At 57.8% G+C, this 15,155-nt stretch carries 17 protein-coding genes; 9 read left to right on the forward strand and 8 right to left on the reverse strand.

What is annotated here, in order from left to right:
* Positions 1-28 precede the first annotated feature (28 nt).
* From FKG94_RS17265 to FKG94_RS17275, 3 genes are read left to right on the forward strand one after another with little or no spacing between them, the layout of a single operon-like run.
* Positions 29-1,528 carry a DNA recombination protein RmuC gene (locus FKG94_RS17265; protein WP_246125224.1) on the forward strand — a complete coding sequence of 500 codons (1,500 nt, stop codon included), beginning with the start codon at positions 29-31 and terminating at the stop codon, positions 1,526-1,528.
* Positions 1,529-1,534: 6 nt separating this feature from the next.
* On the forward strand, positions 1,535-2,500 hold the full coding sequence (locus FKG94_RS17270; protein ID WP_142905580.1) for an AEC family transporter: 966 nt from the start codon (positions 1,535-1,537) through the stop codon (positions 2,498-2,500).
* A gap of 16 nt (positions 2,501-2,516) precedes the next feature.
* Positions 2,517-2,972 carry a DUF2489 domain-containing protein gene (locus tag FKG94_RS17275; RefSeq protein WP_142905581.1) on the forward strand — a complete coding sequence of 152 codons (456 nt, stop codon included), beginning with the start codon at positions 2,517-2,519 and terminating at the stop codon, positions 2,970-2,972.
* A gap of 93 nt (positions 2,973-3,065) precedes the next feature.
* Here the strand turns inward: FKG94_RS17275 and trmA are convergent, their stop codons facing one another.
* Positions 3,066-4,160 carry a tRNA (uridine(54)-C5)-methyltransferase TrmA gene (trmA, locus tag FKG94_RS17280; RefSeq protein WP_142905582.1) on the reverse strand — a complete coding sequence of 365 codons (1,095 nt, stop codon included), beginning with the start codon at positions 4,158-4,160 and terminating at the stop codon, positions 3,066-3,068.
* 171 nt (positions 4,161-4,331) lie between these two features.
* Here trmA and FKG94_RS17285 point away from each other — a divergent pair, with 171 nt between their 5' ends.
* The 3 genes from FKG94_RS17285 to FKG94_RS17295 all read left to right on the forward strand — a co-directional run bounded on the left by FKG94_RS17285 (position 4,332) and on the right by FKG94_RS17295 (position 6,964).
* Positions 4,332-4,757 carry a secondary thiamine-phosphate synthase enzyme YjbQ gene (locus tag FKG94_RS17285; protein WP_142905583.1) on the forward strand — a complete coding sequence of 142 codons (426 nt, stop codon included), beginning with the start codon at positions 4,332-4,334 and terminating at the stop codon, positions 4,755-4,757.
* Positions 4,758-4,873: 116 nt separating this feature from the next.
* Complete coding sequence (locus FKG94_RS17290; RefSeq protein ID WP_142905584.1) at positions 4,874-6,511, forward strand: long-chain-fatty-acid--CoA ligase; 1,638 nt, start codon at positions 4,874-4,876, stop codon at positions 6,509-6,511.
* 234 nt (positions 6,512-6,745) lie between these two features.
* Positions 6,746-6,964 (forward strand): hypothetical protein, encoded by a 219-nt coding sequence (locus FKG94_RS17295; RefSeq protein ID WP_142905585.1) that lies wholly within the window; start codon positions 6,746-6,748, stop codon positions 6,962-6,964.
* Between the two features lie 40 nt (positions 6,965-7,004).
* Here FKG94_RS17295 and FKG94_RS17300 read toward each other — a convergent pair whose 3' ends face one another.
* From FKG94_RS17300 to FKG94_RS17320, 5 genes are all read right to left on the reverse strand, one after another.
* Positions 7,005-7,337, reverse strand: a complete 333-nt coding sequence (locus FKG94_RS17300) for a TusE/DsrC/DsvC family sulfur relay protein (protein WP_142905586.1) — start codon at positions 7,335-7,337, stop codon at positions 7,005-7,007.
* Between the two features lie 3 nt (positions 7,338-7,340).
* Positions 7,341-7,646 carry a sulfurtransferase complex subunit TusB gene (gene tusB, locus FKG94_RS17305; RefSeq protein WP_142905587.1) on the reverse strand — a complete coding sequence of 102 codons (306 nt, stop codon included), beginning with the start codon at positions 7,644-7,646 and terminating at the stop codon, positions 7,341-7,343.
* Between the two features lies 1 nt (position 7,647).
* Positions 7,648-8,010, reverse strand: a complete 363-nt coding sequence (tusC, locus tag FKG94_RS17310; protein WP_142905588.1) for a sulfurtransferase complex subunit TusC — start codon at positions 8,008-8,010, stop codon at positions 7,648-7,650.
* A gap of 8 nt (positions 8,011-8,018) precedes the next feature.
* Positions 8,019-8,411, reverse strand: coding sequence for a sulfurtransferase complex subunit TusD (tusD, locus tag FKG94_RS17315; protein ID WP_142905589.1), 393 nt, complete (start codon positions 8,409-8,411; stop codon positions 8,019-8,021).
* Positions 8,412-8,489: 78 nt separating this feature from the next.
* A complete protein-coding gene (locus tag FKG94_RS17320) occupies positions 8,490-9,173 on the reverse strand; it encodes a Bax inhibitor-1/YccA family protein (protein ID WP_142905590.1) in 684 nt (227 codons plus the stop codon).
* A 565-nt stretch (positions 9,174-9,738) separates the two neighbouring features.
* On the opposite strand from FKG94_RS17320, the gene FKG94_RS17325 reads away from it, so the two are divergent.
* Positions 9,739-10,350, forward strand: coding sequence for an AfsR/SARP family transcriptional regulator (locus tag FKG94_RS17325; RefSeq protein ID WP_142905591.1), 612 nt, complete (start codon positions 9,739-9,741; stop codon positions 10,348-10,350).
* Here the strand turns inward: FKG94_RS17325 and FKG94_RS17330 are convergent.
* Both FKG94_RS17330 and FKG94_RS17335 read right to left on the reverse strand, forming a co-directional pair.
* Complete coding sequence (locus FKG94_RS17330) at positions 10,324-11,589, reverse strand: virginiamycin B lyase family protein (RefSeq protein ID WP_218943564.1); 1,266 nt, start codon at positions 11,587-11,589, stop codon at positions 10,324-10,326. The genes FKG94_RS17325 and FKG94_RS17330 overlap by 27 nt on opposite strands.
* 137 nt (positions 11,590-11,726) lie before the next feature.
* The gene (locus FKG94_RS17335; RefSeq protein WP_142905592.1) at positions 11,727-12,329 is read right to left on the reverse strand and encodes a helix-turn-helix domain-containing protein; all 603 of its coding nucleotides are present in this window, start codon (positions 12,327-12,329) and stop codon (positions 11,727-11,729) included.
* Positions 12,330-12,727: 398 nt separating this feature from the next.
* On the opposite strand from FKG94_RS17335, the gene tdh reads away from it, so the two are divergent.
* Entirely contained in the window at positions 12,728-13,753 is a 1,026-nt protein-coding gene (tdh, locus tag FKG94_RS17340) for an L-threonine 3-dehydrogenase (RefSeq protein ID WP_142905593.1), read from the forward strand.
* Positions 13,754-13,905: 152 nt separating this feature from the next.
* Positions 13,906-15,096, forward strand: a complete 1,191-nt coding sequence (gene kbl / locus FKG94_RS17345) for a glycine C-acetyltransferase (RefSeq protein ID WP_142905594.1) — start codon at positions 13,906-13,908, stop codon at positions 15,094-15,096.
* The last annotated feature ends 59 nt before the right edge of the window (positions 15,097-15,155 follow it).

Raw genomic sequence — 15,155 nt, forward strand, 5'->3', positions numbered from 1 at the left:
CGGCATAGGCAGGTAGCTGGTAGTGCAATTGGATCAAATTTTAGACAATGTAAACCTGGGGGAACACCTGCCGCTTATCGCCCTGCTGGCCGGCGTCGTCATCGGCGTGGCGCTGGTGGCGTTGCTGTGGCGACACCGGATCGGCGAGGCCCGGGAGCTGGCTCGCTACCATACCGGCCAGGAGAGTGCCGCCCGTATCGCCGGGCTGGAGCAGGAGATTGCCGCCCTGAACCGGGAGCTGACAGCCGGCCAGGCCCAGATCAGCCGGGCCCGGGCGGAGGCCGATGCACTGCGGGGCAGTCTCGAGCAACAGCGCGAACAACACCACCAGCTCAAAACACAACAGGCGGTGAGCGAGGAGCAGCACCGGCAGGAGAAGCGTCACTTTGAAGAACAGTTGCGGCTGCTGACCGAAGCTCGTGCGCAATTGACCCGGGAGTTCGAAAACCTGGCGCACAAGATCTTTGATCAAAAGCAGACCCAGTTCACCCAACAGAGTAAACAGGCACTGGATGTCACCCTGGGTCCGGTCAAGCAGCAGCTGCAGGACTTTCGCCGCAAGGTGGAGGATGTGTATGAAAAAGAAAATGCCGAACGCAACAAGCTGGTCGGTCAGATAACTGAACTGCAAAAGCAGACCCGCCAGATCGGCGAGGACGCGGTTAACCTCGCCAATGCCTTGAAGGGCGACAATAAGGCCCAGGGCAACTGGGGCGAGGTGGTGCTTGAGCGCCTGCTGGAGGAGTCCGGCCTGCAAAAGGGCCGCGAGTATGAAACCCAGGTGCGCCTGACCAGTGCCGAGGGGCGGCGCCGCAATCCGGATGTCATTGTGCGGCTGCCGGAAAACAAAGACCTTATCATCGATGCCAAGGTTTCGCTGCTCGATTACGACCGCTACTGTTCCAGCGACAGCGACGAAGACCGGCGTCAGGCATTAAAGCAGCATATCGCTTCGCTGCGCACCCATATCAACCACTTGAGTGTAAAAGACTACGAAAAACTGGAGCAGGTCCGCACCCTGGATTTCGTCTTTATTTTCATACCCGTGGAGGCGGCGTTTATGCTGGCGTTGCAACACGAGCCCAACCTGTTTCGCGAAGCTTATGACAAGCATATTATTCTGGTGAGCCCGACGACGCTGCTGGCGACACTGCGAACCGTCGAAGGCATCTGGCGCTACGAAAAGCAAAATAAGAATGCGGAAAAAATTGCCCGCCAGGCCGGGTCTCTCTACGACCAGTTTGTGCTCCTGGTCGGCGCCCTGGAGGAAGTCGGCAAAAATATCGATAAAACCCAGCAGGCCTACAGCACCGTGCAAAAACGCCTGGTGTCGGGGCGCGGTAATCTGGTTAAACGTGTCGAAGATATCAAACTGCTCGGCGCCAAAACCAAAAAGGCGTTGGATGCCGAACTGCTGGCAGATGCGGGTCAAGCACCGGCGCTCGATCGCGAGGCGGCGGATACTGACTCAGCAGATACAGACTCTGCAGATACAGACCCCGTTTCACTGCCCGCGCTGGACGAGTAGCCTGTCTTGGCGTCCGCTGCCTGGCTCGATACCGTTGGTTTTGCCCTGAATGTCACCGGCCCTATTTTTCTGGTGGTGGTTCTGGGTGCGCTGCTTAAGCACCTCGGCGTGATCAACGACGAATTTGTGCACGGTGCCTCGCGACTGGTATTTCATGTAGCCCTGCCGGCACTGATGTTTTTCAGTATTATCAAAGCCGATATCGGCGGCGTGCTCAACCCTCTGTTGATTGTCCTGGCAAGTGCGGGCACGATCGCGCTGTTCCTGGTGCTGGTGCTGGTTGCACGGGTTGTAGTCGACGAACCGCGCGACCGGGGCGTATTTGTGCAAGGAGGCTTTCGCGGCAACCTGGGAGTGGTGGGACTGGCGTTTTGTGTCAACGCCTATGGCAACCAGGGACTGGCTGCCGCCGCGGTGCTGATGGCGGTGCTCACGGTTTTGTACAATGTGTTGTCCGTCTATATACTAAATCGCAGCCTGCTCGATCGCGATGTGGCTTCGGGGTGGCGGGGCGTTTTGTTCGGCATTGCACGCAATCCCTTGATTATCGCCATTGTCGCGGCGCTGCCGGTGGCGCATTTGCAAATAGTCTTTCACCCGGTCATCATGCGTACCGGCGAGTATTTTATTCAGATGACCCTGCCGCTGGCGCTGTTGTGTATCGGCGCCACCCTCAGCCTTAAACCTCATCGCGGCAGTGGCCGGGTCCAGGTGGCGGCGCTGGTGGCGAAACTGGTCATCTCGCCGCTGCTGATTACCGGTATTGCCTATGCTGCCGGCTTCCGGCAAATGGAACTGGGCATGGTGTTTATGATGACCTCGGCGCCGACGGCGGCGGCGAGTTTCGTGATGGTCCGGGCCCTGCACGGCAACGCGACCCTGGCGGCCAACATTGTGGTAGTTACGACGCTGGGATCGCTGGTCAGCGTGAGCGTGGGTTTATTGCTGTTGAAGGAATTGCAGTTGATTTAAGAGGTGGTGCCCTACTATGTGGTCCTGGATTTTATTCGCCGGCGGTTTGATCATTCTGGTGCTGGCTGTGGTGGCGGTGCGGTTGCAGTTGCAGGTGGCGGCGTTGAAACGACAGCGGCAATCAGAACAGTTGGCGCTGGAGCAGGCGGAACGCGACCAACGCGATCGCATCAATAAAAGCATACAGATCATTGCCCAGGGGGTTGAATCGGATCAGCTCAGTCTGACCGAGGCATCCATCCGGATTAAGGTATTGCTCGACAGTCTGGGCGTGGATGACAGCGTGCGTGCTGAGTATACCGCTTTTTATCAACTGGCCAAGGCGACCGACCATATCCCGATCCTGGCGCAGTGGAAACAACTGACCCTGAAAAAGCGTGTGGCGTTTGACCGGGAGCGGGAAACACTGGAGGGGGAATACCGGGATTTTGTGCTGGATGCGGCCAAGCGTATACGCGGCAAGACATTCTAGCGGTATCCTGGCGCACGGCCGTTTTCCGCCGTTGCCAAACGGACAGACGCCGTGCGTTGGGTTGATAGTTGACGTGACGGTCTTATCCGTCTTTCAGGCGTCCCTGCGCCGCAACAACACTCCGCATTCGATATGATCGGTGTAAGGAAACTGATCGAACAGCGCGAAGCGCTGCACGTGATGAGTTGCACTGATGGACTGCAGGTTTTGCTGCAGAGTTTCGGGATTACACGAAATATAGAGAATATTGTCAAAGCGCTTGACGATATCCACAGTATGGGGGTCCAGCCCGGCCCGCGGCGGGTCCACCAGCACGGTGCTGAAACGGTAGCCGTCCAGTGCAATATCCTGCAGGCGCCGAAAGGCGCGCACCTTGTCCATGGCCTGGGCGAACTCCTCGCTCGACATACGGGCGATGGCGACGTTGTCGATACCGTTGCGGTCCAGATTGTAAAGGGCGGATTTTACTGACGTTTTGGATATCTCGGTGGCCAGCACCCGGTCGAACTGCCGGGCCAGGGGCAGGGTGAAATTGCCGTTGCCGCAGTAGAGTTCCAACAGGTCGCCGTCCAGGGGTTGGGTGGCGTCACAGGCCCAGGCCAACATTTTCTCACAGACCCCGGCGTTGGGTTGGGTGAAGCAACCTTCCACTTGTTGGTAGTAATACTTCCGCTCGCCCAGGTTCAGGCACTCAATCACATAATCCTTGCCCAGTACAACTTTCTGTTTGCGACTGCGCCCGATAATGTCGATTGCCAGTTGCCGGCGTAGTTTTTCCGCCGCCGCGGTCCAGTGTTCATCCAGGGCTTTGTGATAGATCAGGGTGACCAGGGCGGCACCGCTCAGGGTGGTGAGAAACTCTACCTGGAACAGGCGCCGGCGCAGGATTTCCGAGGCGTTGAGCGCGGTTAGCAGGGGGGGCATTAAATCGTTTATCAGCGGCGCCCCGACTTTGAAATCCTCGATGATAAACGGCTGCTTGTACTCTCCCGGCTTGTACATGGCGTAGTGGGCGCGGCCCTGTGCCTGCCAGATTTTAAATTCGGCCCGCTGGCGATAGTGTGTCGCCTGAGAGCAAAAGACTTCCAGGGCCGGCGGCTCGAAGGCAGCGAATTGCCGGCGTAAGCGGGCGGCTTTGGCGTCGAGCTGTTGGTCGTAGGTATCGGGGAAGACTGCGTGGATCGCCATAGTAAAAAAAGTCAAAGGGAATAGGCTGACGGTAAAAAGGCGGCTATTATAACCGCTCCCGGTTCTGTCAGATACAGTGCCGGCACTATGGTGTTTGGACAATCGCATGTAGTAAAACAACTGAATACATTGAGGTGGCCGAGGAGTGTCGGCTTCCTGCGGGTGTAAAAAATGTGGATACAAAAAGAAATTACCTTAACCGCCAAATCGCGGGGCTTTCACCTGGTAACCGGGGAGATCGAACGGCAAGTGCCGGAGCTGGCCACTATCGGCACCGGCCTGGCGCACCTGTTTATCCTTCACACATCCGCGAGTCTGAGTATTAACGAAAATGCCGATCCCAGCGTGCGGGCGGATATGGAGGCGCACTTTAGCCGGTTGATGCCGGAAAACGCACCTTACTACACCCACACCTGCGAGGGGCCGGACGATATGCCGGCTCACCTGAAGACATCCAGCTTGGGTTGCTCGCTCAGTATTCCCATCGGCGCCGGCCGCCTGCGGCTCGGTACCTGGCAGGGTATTTATCTGGGCGAGCACCGCGACCGCGGCGGGCGCCGGCGGCTGGTGGTCACCCTCCAGGGCGAGGCCCGCTGATGCAACGAGCGTCGAAGACTGCTGAAAAAATAGCTTTTATCTGATAGTTGATGGGCGCGGCACAGGCTAGAATAGCCGGCGGGTCAAAGCAATAACGATAACCGGGAGATAATTCTATGAATGGCTTGATGATGGATGTACCTGCAACCATTACCTCCATAATGCAGTTTGCAGAGCGGGTGCACCCGACCGGAGAAGTCGTCTCCGTCACCGCGGACAATCCGAGACACCGCTATACCTACGCCGAAGCCTTCCGGCGTACCCGCAAGTTGGCCAATGCGCTGCAGACCTATGACCTGGCCAGGGGCGACCGCATTGCCACCCTGGCCTGGAACGATTACCGGCATTTTGAACTCTACTACGCCGTCAGTTGCGCCGGCATGGTTTGCCACACCATCAATCCGCGCCTGTTTGCCGAGCAGATCGACTATATTGTCAACCACGCCGAAGACCAATTGCTGTTTATCGATCCCATGTTCGTGCCCCTGGTCGAGTCGCTGCAAAGCAAGCTGACATCGGTCAAGGCCTATATCGTGCTCGCCGATGCCGCCCATATGCCGGACACCACCTTGCCCGGCGCTGTCAGTTACGAAGCGCTGATCGAGCCGCACAGCGATACCTACGACTGGCCGGTGCTGGAAGAAACCACCGCCAGCGCCCTGTGCTATACCTCCGGCACCACCGGTAATCCCAAGGGCGTGCTCTATAACCACCGTGCCACCGTGCTGCATGCCTATGCCTCATCGATGCCGGATGCCTTCGGCATCGGGCGCAACGACGTAGTGCTGCCGATAGTGCCGATGTTCCATGTGAACGCCTGGGGCGTGCCTTACTCGGCGGTGATGGCCGGCACCAAGCTGGTGTTTCCCGGCCCCAAGATGGGCGACGGGGCGACCCTGGCCAGGCTGATCAACGAGGAAGGGGTCAATATCTCCGCCGGCGTGCCCACCGTATGGCTGGCCCTGCTGAACTACCTGAACGAGAGCGGCGAGCGGGTGGACTGCCTCGATCGCATTGTCGTCGGCGGTGCCGCCTGCCCGCTGTCGATCATGGAGCAGTTTGAAGACCGCTACGGTGTTTACACCCACGCTGCCTGGGGCATGACCGAAATGAGCCCGCTGGGCACCTTCAACAGCCGTCTCGACCGCAAGGCGCTGGGCGAGCAGGAGTATGCGCGGCTGCGGCTAAAAGCGGGGCGCCCCATCTACGGTGTGGAAATGAAAATTGTGGACGACGCCAATAAGCCGCTACCCTGGGATGGGGTCGCGTTTGGCGCCCTCAAGGTGCGCGGCCCCTGGATTTGCAGCGAATACTTCAAACTGGAAAACAGCGAAGCGCACGACGACGAGGGATGGTTCGATACCGGTGACGTAGCCACCATTGACCCCGACGGCAATATGCAGATCACCGACCGCAGCAAAGACGTGATTAAATCGGGCGGCGAGTGGATCAGCTCTATCGATCTGGAAAACACCGCTGTCGGACACCCGGCGGTGGAGGAGGCGGCGGTGATCGGGGTCTATCACCCGAAATGGACCGAAAGGCCGCTGCTGGTAGTGGTCAAAAAAGACGGCGCCGATCTCACCCGCGAGGATATGCTCGCCTGGTTTGATGGCAAGGTGGCCTCCTGGTGGGTCCCTAACGATGTCGTGTTTGTGGACAGCCTGCCCCATACCGCCACCGGCAAATTGAGCAAGAAAGATATTCGCCAGCAGTTGGCGGATTACAGCTTTCCCGAAGGGACCCGGGAGTAGGCGTCATATCTCCGGTTTGCTCCAGCGAGTGTCACCCTGCGGCGGGTAGGTCGACTGAAAAATGTGACCTGGTTCAAAGCTTACGGGTGACGTCACTTCTAAAAACGTCTAATACTCTCACGCGTGTGCATATTACGCCGGTTACATGGCCAATTTGCCGCATAACGATTCCTGCAATCTGGATAATAATGACCATCGAGGCAAATACTGCATACAGCCATTGGGAGGTGAGCTATGCATTATGTACAAACCCATACGGTAAATGCCGGTTTACTCCGGTCGCTGGTCGCTAGAGTAAAGGACACGGCTGCAAAGGACCCCGCGGCGAAAACCCGGAGCGGCGAAGTGGCAGCGGAAAATAGGTCCGCCCGCGGCAGAGAAACCGGCGCGCCGGCCAATGTTTCTATCGATTTAGCCGGTGACGACTGGGCCTACGCCAAAAGTAACAACTGAGTCGACTGTGCCGGTGTAGCGTGAGGCGTTGCACCGGTGTCTAGAGACAGTTAGTCGGGCGTGGCAGCCCGGCGATTTTGCTGGCCACCCTGGCCGGACTCGGTGGAAACAACTGCATTAAGTAAATACTGCGTCCTTTCTCCGCCCCCAGTTTTTTACCTGTCTGTTTTACCAGTGCCCGCATGGCCGGCGATACTTCAAATTCCCGGTAGAATTCCCGCAAGAGTTCGATAATTTCCCAATGGGCCGCAGACAGCGACAGGTTTTCCCTTGCAGCCAGATAGCGGGCCACATCCGGGTCCCAGTCATCGAGCTGCTTCAGGTAACCGTCTTTGTCGACGGGGATACGGCGCTGGTTGACGCACAGGTGCATGGCTCAAAACCAGCTCTGAACTTTACTGTGCTCGGTGGCGAGGCGCACGAAGCCGGCATAGTCGATAGGTTTAACACAGGATAACAGGGCCGTGTCGGTCAGGCCGCGGGCCCGCAGGTCCGCCTCCAGCGCGTAGATGGCGCCGGCCCGCCCGCGCTCGGCCAGCGCCGCGGCCATAGGACTGGTTTTCAGCGTTCCATAGACACCGTCCTCGAGCAACAGCAAGCTGTGTTTCGCCCCCATGATGGCGAGACACGCCTCGAGCAGCGAGTGGCTGAAAGGTGATTTATTGACGGTGTGGAGGATCATATTAAAAGCTCAACAATATATCCTGGCTGTCCATCAGCGCCGTTATCTGGTGGTTTTCGAGGCACTCCACGTCCAGTACCAGGTCTGCCCGGGTCAGGCCCCGGGCGTCGAGCGCCGACTGTTGTGCATAAATGGCGGTGACGTCGTAGAGGGGGAGCACCGGTAGGGCGGTAGACAAGCTCTTCGCCTCCAGTGCGGCAGTGTCCTGCTGTTGCAGGAGCTGAAAGACAGCGTCTCCCAAAAACAGCAGGCTCAGGTCCTGGTCATAGGCGGAGGCGGCCAGTACTGCATCGAGGGACTCCCTGGCGGTGGCCTTGCCGTAAGGGGCATGGGTATTGATCACCATGATCTTTTTCGGGTTCACAGTGGCTCCTAGTCGCCGAAGGTCACCAGGCGATCTGAGTGGACGGCGGCATCCACCAATTGCCCCAAACCGGAGATCTCAAAGCCTGGTGCCAGGTTGTCGGCATCGCGCTCGTAGCGCTCGGCCTCTTCCCGGTTGATGATTCCCCGTCGCAGCGCGGCGGCGATGCAGACCACGCTGTCGATTTTATGGGCCTGGATCAACGTGCGCCAGCGCTGCGGCAAATCGAGTTCATCTTGCGGTGGTGCGGCCAGGCGGGTGGCGTTGTGCACACCATCGGCATAGAAGAACAACCGATAGATGGAATGGCCCCCGGCCAGAGCTGCAGCGGCGAAACGGTAGGCGCTGTCGCTGGCTTGGGAGGAGTAGGGGGCACCGTATACGGCCAATGAAAAGATCATGGGGTGTTATAACAAACAAAAAGCCCCAAAGCGAACTTCAGGGCTTCTGTGATGGATCAGGTTAAGTACCGCAGTCGTTTACTCGTCGCCGCCAAATGCGCCCAGCAGGTGCAGGAGGGCAGCAAAGAGATTGTAGATACTCAGATAGAGCCCGACGGTGGCCATAATATAGTTGGTTTCGCCGCCGTTAACGATACGGCTGGTGTCGTAGAGTATAAAGCCGGACATCAGGAAAACGATAGCGGCGCTGATGGCCAGGTGGATGCCGGAGATATTGACGCCGAACAAACCGGCGACAAAGGTCCCGACCAAAGCCAGCAATACCACGATCAGGCCGGTGACCAGGAAACCGCGCATAAAGCTGAAATCTTTGCGGGTGGTCAATACGTAGCCGGACAGGGCGAAAAATACCAGGGCGGTGCCCCCCAAAGCCTGCAGCACGATTTGAGAGCCGTTGGCCATGCCCAGGTAGTAGCTAAGGGTGGGGCCAAGTGAGGCGCCCAACAGGCCGGTGAAGGCAAAGACGACCAGCAGGCCTTTCTCGGAGTTGGCGGTGCGCGGCAAAACAAACCAGATCAATCCGAGGGCTGCCAGGCTCATGATCAGAGCAGTGCCGCGACCCAGGCCTACCGCCATGGCAATACCGCAGGTCACGGCGCTGAAGGCTAGGGTGGCGGAAAGCAGAATGTAGGTGTTGCGCAACACCTTGTTGATTTCCAGACCCCGACTGGCGGTCTGTGTTTGGGTGTAGAGCTCTTGCATAGGTCAATCTCCGTTGAGTGCGTCCTAGTCACTAGGCTATCAATGGGCTAATCATACAAACCCGGGCGCTAAAATCAAGGGACTTTGCGGTTATTTATTCGGACTATTTTTCTGCAAAAAAGTTTTACTTTTTAATGACTTAGGAACTGTACGGGAAAAACTGATTACAGCGAAGGAAAAACAGGACAACAAGTTTGTCCACGGCTTTTGACGGCCCTCCGAGAGGGGGAAGAGGGCGCTCCGGAAAACCTGGTCTCAAAGCAGTGATATAGTTCTAGGTAACTGATTTTTAAGAATTTTTTAAATTGCCGGTTGGTGGCCGGGGGGGGGGGTGTGCGGTGAGCACTTTGGTTGCCGTCCCTTCTTTACATCCCAGAGGCCTGGAGTGGGGGCTCCATCCTTGCCTTGATATATACCTGGCTTTGCAGATCACTGCGAGTGGGAGGCGAGGGCTGCAATGACTGCAAGTTGAAAGGTGGGTGTGGCACTGCACGAGGTTTGCGCCGGGGGGACTGTGTTAGGCCCCATATTCGAATCGCGCGCCAGAACGGGGGTGTAGTAGCAAGTGGCCCCAACCCGCTTCCTGTGGCCGGAGGCCGATGAAAATATCGCCAGGGCCCGGCTGCGACGCACCCTGCACCGGCTGCGCGCGCTGTTGGACACCGAGGCTATTCAAGCTGATCGGGATAGGTTGCAGATATCCGCCCGGGTGCATATCGATGCCGATACCCGGGTATTCGAACAGGCATGCGAGCGCGGTAATTTTCGCCGGGCCATTGAACTTTATCGTGCGGATTTTTTGGCCGGTTTTACGATACCCGACAGCGAGGAGTTGGAAGAGTGGCTGTTTTTTCGCAGAGAGACACTGCGGGGAAAACTGCGGCAGGCACTCGAGCGTTTGCATAAGCAGCAGTACTGTGACGGCGACTATACCGCCGCTGTGGCTACCGCGAATGCGTTGGTGGATCTCAATCCGCTCAATGAAACAGCGCACTTTACAGCATCGACTACGGTGTCGACAAATTCAAAGCGGATGTGGATCGGATTATCTGCTTTTTGGATGAAGATATTTTCTGTCCCCAGGAGAAGTAACAGAAGTGTTCGACAGCAGGGACGCTGTCGTGGTCAAAAGCGTTTTTTTTGCATCTGCTTATTGCATTGTGGCAGTTTGTTTTGATGTGGGTGTGACCAGCGTGATGCGATTAGTGCTGCTTTGATGGATCAGTAGTTTGCCGTCGCGTGTCGGTCGCATATGTCTGATGATGCCTGCGTAAACCTTGCCCGACGGGATAGGCCAGCTCTGGAACCGTTCGGTTGCCGGATCAAAGCGCACCAGAGTATCCGGCCGCATACCCGACTCGTTGTACCAGATGATGCCGTCTATGATCACAGTGGCGTAGGGGTGAGACCGGGGACCGCTAGGTGATGGCCACTCCTTTATGGCACCGGTTTTCGGATCATATCTACCGAGGCGGCCCTGCGATGAGTTAACGTACCAGATCATACCGTCTTGCCCAATGTCGAGACGCCGAACGGTTGTCTTGTCGTTCGGCAACTTAATTTCCGTAAGCTCCATGGTCTGCGGATCGACTTTGACTAGACAATTTCTACCGTTGCATGCAACCCAGGGGAATCCTTGGGCATCGATCTTTATCCCGTAGGGCCTCGATCCGCTCACCTTCAGCTCGACCAGTTTGATATCGCCCGTTGCCGGGTTGAGCCGGCCTATCATATTACTGTGCTGAAGGGTAAACCAGAGGGTTCCCAGTTTATCGAAGATGGCGGAGTGAGGGTCTCGGGCGGCGGGGTCCGGCATTTTATATTCAGTGATCTTGCCGGTTGTCGGATCGAGCTTGCCGAGCGTGCCGTTTTTATTTCCAGTGTACCAGATGTTGCCCGCCGTATCGGTCGTGACGGTATGGGGCATGGCATTTTTCGGTAGGGTATATTCTTTCATCGCGCTGCTTTTCGGATCGATGCTGCCAATCAGGTTGCCCCATTGTCCGGCCCACCAGATAGCCCCATCGGCAGCTTCGATCGGGTCGCGTGAGCGTTGGCCGAGCGTCGGAACCTGCCACTCGTCAAATTCGACACTTACTTCACCTGCTACCAGCGTGGGTGCCCGTTTGGTATTGGGTGGATAATGCGTTGCCAGGTATTTGACGATACGCGCCTGCTCGTTTGGACTGGCGGACAGGTCAATCATGGTGTCGATCAACGCTTGCCAGCCTTCGCTTGAATAGCCGGAACTGCGTGTGATCTGGTTGACTTGGTGGCACGCAGTACAAAGGCTTCCGACCAATTCCCGGCCGTTACCCTGCGGCAGTTCAGCTGTTGAGCCTTGGCCCTGGGCAGTAATAGTGGTGATAACATACAGGAGGGCCCCTACTAAAGAGGACGTTGGTTGCTTGACCATAGGTCGTTTCCTATGCATTTCTGATAGTGATGTGACGGCGATATCGGCAGGCCTTATGGACCGTCTACTCGCTGCTGGCTGGCCCACTGTTGTGATCGAACCTTCAGTCAGGCGCAAGCGCGTCTCACCCACACCCACTACTGGCCCGTAACCACCAAATAGCAGACCAACTCCCGATCCCCACAGTTTTCGATGGTGTGCGTCAAGTCTCCCCGGTAGTGGGCCGAGTCGCCCTCGGCCAGGGTACAGTGACTGTCGCCGGAGCTGACCCGGGCCCGGCCCTGGGTTACCGTCAACAGCTCCCGGGTGCCCTCGTAGTGGGGAGCGCTCGCGAGGCTGGCGCCGGGTGCTACACGCAATTCGTAAAACTCCGTGTTTTTCTCCATGTGCAGCGGTGAGAGGGTGCGAATCCGGCACTCGTCATCGGCGCGAAACAGATTGTTGGGGTCGTCGCCGTGCACCACTTCTATAGTGGAGGAGGCCCAGGGCTGGTCCACCAGTTCGCCGATGGTAATGCCAAACGCCTGGGCGATGCGAAAGGTGACCGCCAGGGTGGGATTGGCCTGGCCACGCTCGATCTGGCTTAACATGGAGCGGCTGACGCCGGAAGCCGCCGCCAACTGGTCGAGCGTCAGCTTGTTTTTCTTGCGCAGTTCGGTCACCCGCTGGCAGAGCGCCTGGCTCGCCGGGTCGGCCTCTACAGACGGGTTATGACCCGCGGATTTGGATTTGTTTGCCATTCAGAATATTCCGCTATATGAGAAAAAATCTTGAATAGTGGATTTTTATTGTCTAAGATGCTGGAAATATTTCTGCTATAGTAAACCTTTTTGCGCTAGCAGGCCAAATTCGGATCAGTCTGGTCGGGCCGCCTCATGAGCCAACTTGCAAGCTGCACCTGATAGGCACCTCAGGTCAGCGCTGGTTTAGAACTGAGTTAAGGCCTGGATTAGGGCCTGATTACAAGACCTGATTAGAAGACCTGATTAGAAGACCTGATTAGAAGACCTGGATATAGGACCTGAATATAGGACCTGTTTCAGAATCCGAGGCTAAGACCTGAGTTAACGCCTGAGGCAATGGGCGGGACAGAAGCAAGACAAACTGCCAAAAGGCACCACATCTGAGATAAATCACTATGAAAGCGCTCGTCAAACGCAAGGCTGAAGTCGGCCTGTGGCTCGAGGATGTGCCGGAGCCCGATACCGGCATCAACGATGTTCTTATCAAAGTCAAGCGCACCGCCATCTGCGGTACCGATATGCATATCTATAACTGGGATGCCTGGGCCCGGCAAACCATTCCCGTGCCCATGGTGGTGGGCCACGAGTTTGTCGGTGAAATCGTCGCGGTGGGCGCCAACGTCAACGACTTCAAGCCCGGCCAACTTGTCTCCGGTGAGGGGCATGTGGTGTGTGGTCGCTGTCGCAACTGCATGGCCGGCCGCCGCCACCTGTGCGCCCAAACCAGCGGTGTCGGGGTGGACCGGCCCGGTGCCTTTGCCGAATATCTGAGCCTGCCCATGTCCAATGTCTGGGAGCACCGGCCCGATATCGATCTCGATGTCGCGGCGCTGTTCGATCCCCTCGGCAACGCCGTGCATACGGCGTTACAGTACGATTTGTTGGGCGAGGATGTCCTGATTACCGGCGCCGGTCCCATCGGCGTCATGGCCGCCGCCGTCTGCCGCCACGCCGGCGCCCGCCATGTGGTGGTGACCGACATCAATCCGCGGCGCCTGGCGCTGGCCCGGCAACTGGGCGCTACCCGCACAGTCGATGTGGGCGGGGAACGACTCGCCGATGTGCAGCGCGAACTGGGCATGGTGGAGGGATTTGATATCGGCCTGGAAATGTCCGGCAGCCCGGCGGCGTTCAAGGACCTGTTGGACAATATGTGCCACGGCGGTAAGGTATCCATCCTCGGCATACCCGAGGGCGAACTGGCCATCGACTGGCACAAGGTGATTTTCAACATGCTCACCCTGAAGGGTATCTACGGGCGCGAAATGTACGAGACCTGGTACAAGATGTCGGTGATGGTCGAATCGGGGCTGGATATCGCGCCGGTGGTGAGCCACCGCCTGCATTACAGCGAATTTCAACAGGGCTTTGCCGCCATGAATGACGGCGAGGCCAGCAAGGTGATTCTGAGTTGGGAGTAGCCGCCGCCGCCGGCAAACAATCCAAAAGCCCCGGCCGCGGGTCGGGGTTCACTCAGTCGTAGGGTTGCACGCATTGGTCGAGTTGCACGCTCCGGTAGCGTTGCACTTTCGATAGCGTCGCATTTGTAGAATAAGACAGCGGGAGAAAAATTGTGTACGGGGAATTTCAAGATTACCTGGGCCGCCAACTGGCGGAAATAGAAGCCGCCGGCTTGTATAAACACGAGCGCCTGATCACCACGCCACAAAACACCCGGGTGGGTATCAACAGCGGCGGTGAGGTGTTGAATCTCTGTGCCAACAATTACCTGGGGCTGGCGCAGCATCCCGAGGTGCGCGCCGCCGCCAGCGCCGGCCTCGAGCAGTGGGGCTACGGAATGGCGTCGGTGCGTTTTATCTGCGGCACCCAGACGCTGCACAAGCAGTTGGAGGATAAACTCAGCGCCTTTCTGTGCGCTGAGGATACTATTCTCTACCCGTCCTGCTTCGATGCCAACGGCGGCCTGTTCGAGACGCTGTTGGGCGCCGAGGACGCGGTGATTTCCGATGCATTAAACCACGCCAGCATCATCGACGGCGTGCGCCTGTGCAAGGCCCAACGCTATCGTTACCGCAACAACGATATGGCCGATCTGGAGGCCCAGTTGCAGGCGGCGGACCGGCAGGGGGCGCGCTTTAAGCTGATTACCACCGACGGTGTCTTTTCCATGGACGGTTACATTTCCCGCCTCGATGAGATATGCGATCTGGCGGAGCGCTACGGCGCGCTGGTGCATTTCGACGACTGTCACGCAACCGGTTTTATCGGCGCCGAGGGGCGCGGCACCCACGAGTTGCGCAACTGCATTGACCGCGTGGATATCATTACCGGTACCCTGGGCAAAGCGCTCGGCGGCGCCAGCGGCGGTTATACCAGTGGCCGCAAGGAAATCGTGGCGCTGTTGCGCCAGCGCTCGCGCCCCTATCTGTTTTCCAACACCGTGGCGCCGCCGGTAGTGGCGGGTGCTTTGAAAGCGATTGAACTGGTTACCGAGTCCAGTGACTTGCGGGATACCCTTACGGACAATACTGCTTTTTTCCGTGAGGGTATGCGGCGACTCGGTTTCGAACTGCTGCCGGGCGAGCACCCTATAGTGCCGGTAATGCTGCACGAGGCGGCGCTGGCGGCGAAGTTTGCCGAGGCGATGCTGGCGCTGGGCGTCTATGTGACGGCTTTTTCCTATCCGGTGGTGCCGAAAGGCAAGGCGCGCATACGCACACAGATGTCGGCGGCTTTGACCCGCGACGATCTGACGTTTGCCCTCGAGGCGTTTGGTCGGGCCAAGCAGCAGCTCGGATTGTGAAAAACAGCTTACAGCAATCCCCATTGCCCATATACTGCGATCTCATCAACGATGTAACC

The sequence above is a fragment of the Exilibacterium tricleocarpae genome, assembly GCF_007004655.1.
Taxonomy (GTDB): domain Bacteria; phylum Pseudomonadota; class Gammaproteobacteria; order Pseudomonadales; family Cellvibrionaceae; genus Exilibacterium; species Exilibacterium tricleocarpae.

Coding starts and splice junctions, on each gene's coding strand:
- FKG94_RS17330 (WP_218943564.1), bottom strand. CDS start 11,589: ATGGTCAAGCAACCAACGTCCTCTTTAGTAGGGGCCCTCCTGTATGTT.
- FKG94_RS17300 (WP_142905586.1), bottom strand. CDS start 7,337: ATGCACCTGTGCGTCAACCAGCGCCGTATCCCCGTCGACAAAGACGGT.
- FKG94_RS17290 (WP_142905584.1), top strand. CDS start 4,874: ATGAATGGCTTGATGATGGATGTACCTGCAACCATTACCTCCATAATG.
- tusB (WP_142905587.1), bottom strand. CDS start 7,646: ATGATCCTCCACACCGTCAATAAATCACCTTTCAGCCACTCGCTGCTC.
- FKG94_RS17335 (WP_142905592.1), bottom strand. CDS start 12,329: ATGGCAAACAAATCCAAATCCGCGGGTCATAACCCGTCTGTAGAGGCC.
- trmA (WP_142905582.1), bottom strand. CDS start 4,160: ATGGCGATCCACGCAGTCTTCCCCGATACCTACGACCAACAGCTCGAC.
- FKG94_RS17285 (WP_142905583.1), top strand. CDS start 4,332: ATGTGGATACAAAAAGAAATTACCTTAACCGCCAAATCGCGGGGCTTT.
- FKG94_RS17275 (WP_142905581.1), top strand. CDS start 2,517: ATGTGGTCCTGGATTTTATTCGCCGGCGGTTTGATCATTCTGGTGCTG.
- FKG94_RS17295 (WP_142905585.1), top strand. CDS start 6,746: ATGCATTATGTACAAACCCATACGGTAAATGCCGGTTTACTCCGGTCG.
- tusD (WP_142905589.1), bottom strand. CDS start 8,411: ATGATCTTTTCATTGGCCGTATACGGTGCCCCCTACTCCTCCCAAGCC.
- FKG94_RS17320 (WP_142905590.1), bottom strand. CDS start 9,173: ATGCAAGAGCTCTACACCCAAACACAGACCGCCAGTCGGGGTCTGGAA.
- tdh (WP_142905593.1), top strand. CDS start 12,728: ATGAAAGCGCTCGTCAAACGCAAGGCTGAAGTCGGCCTGTGGCTCGAG.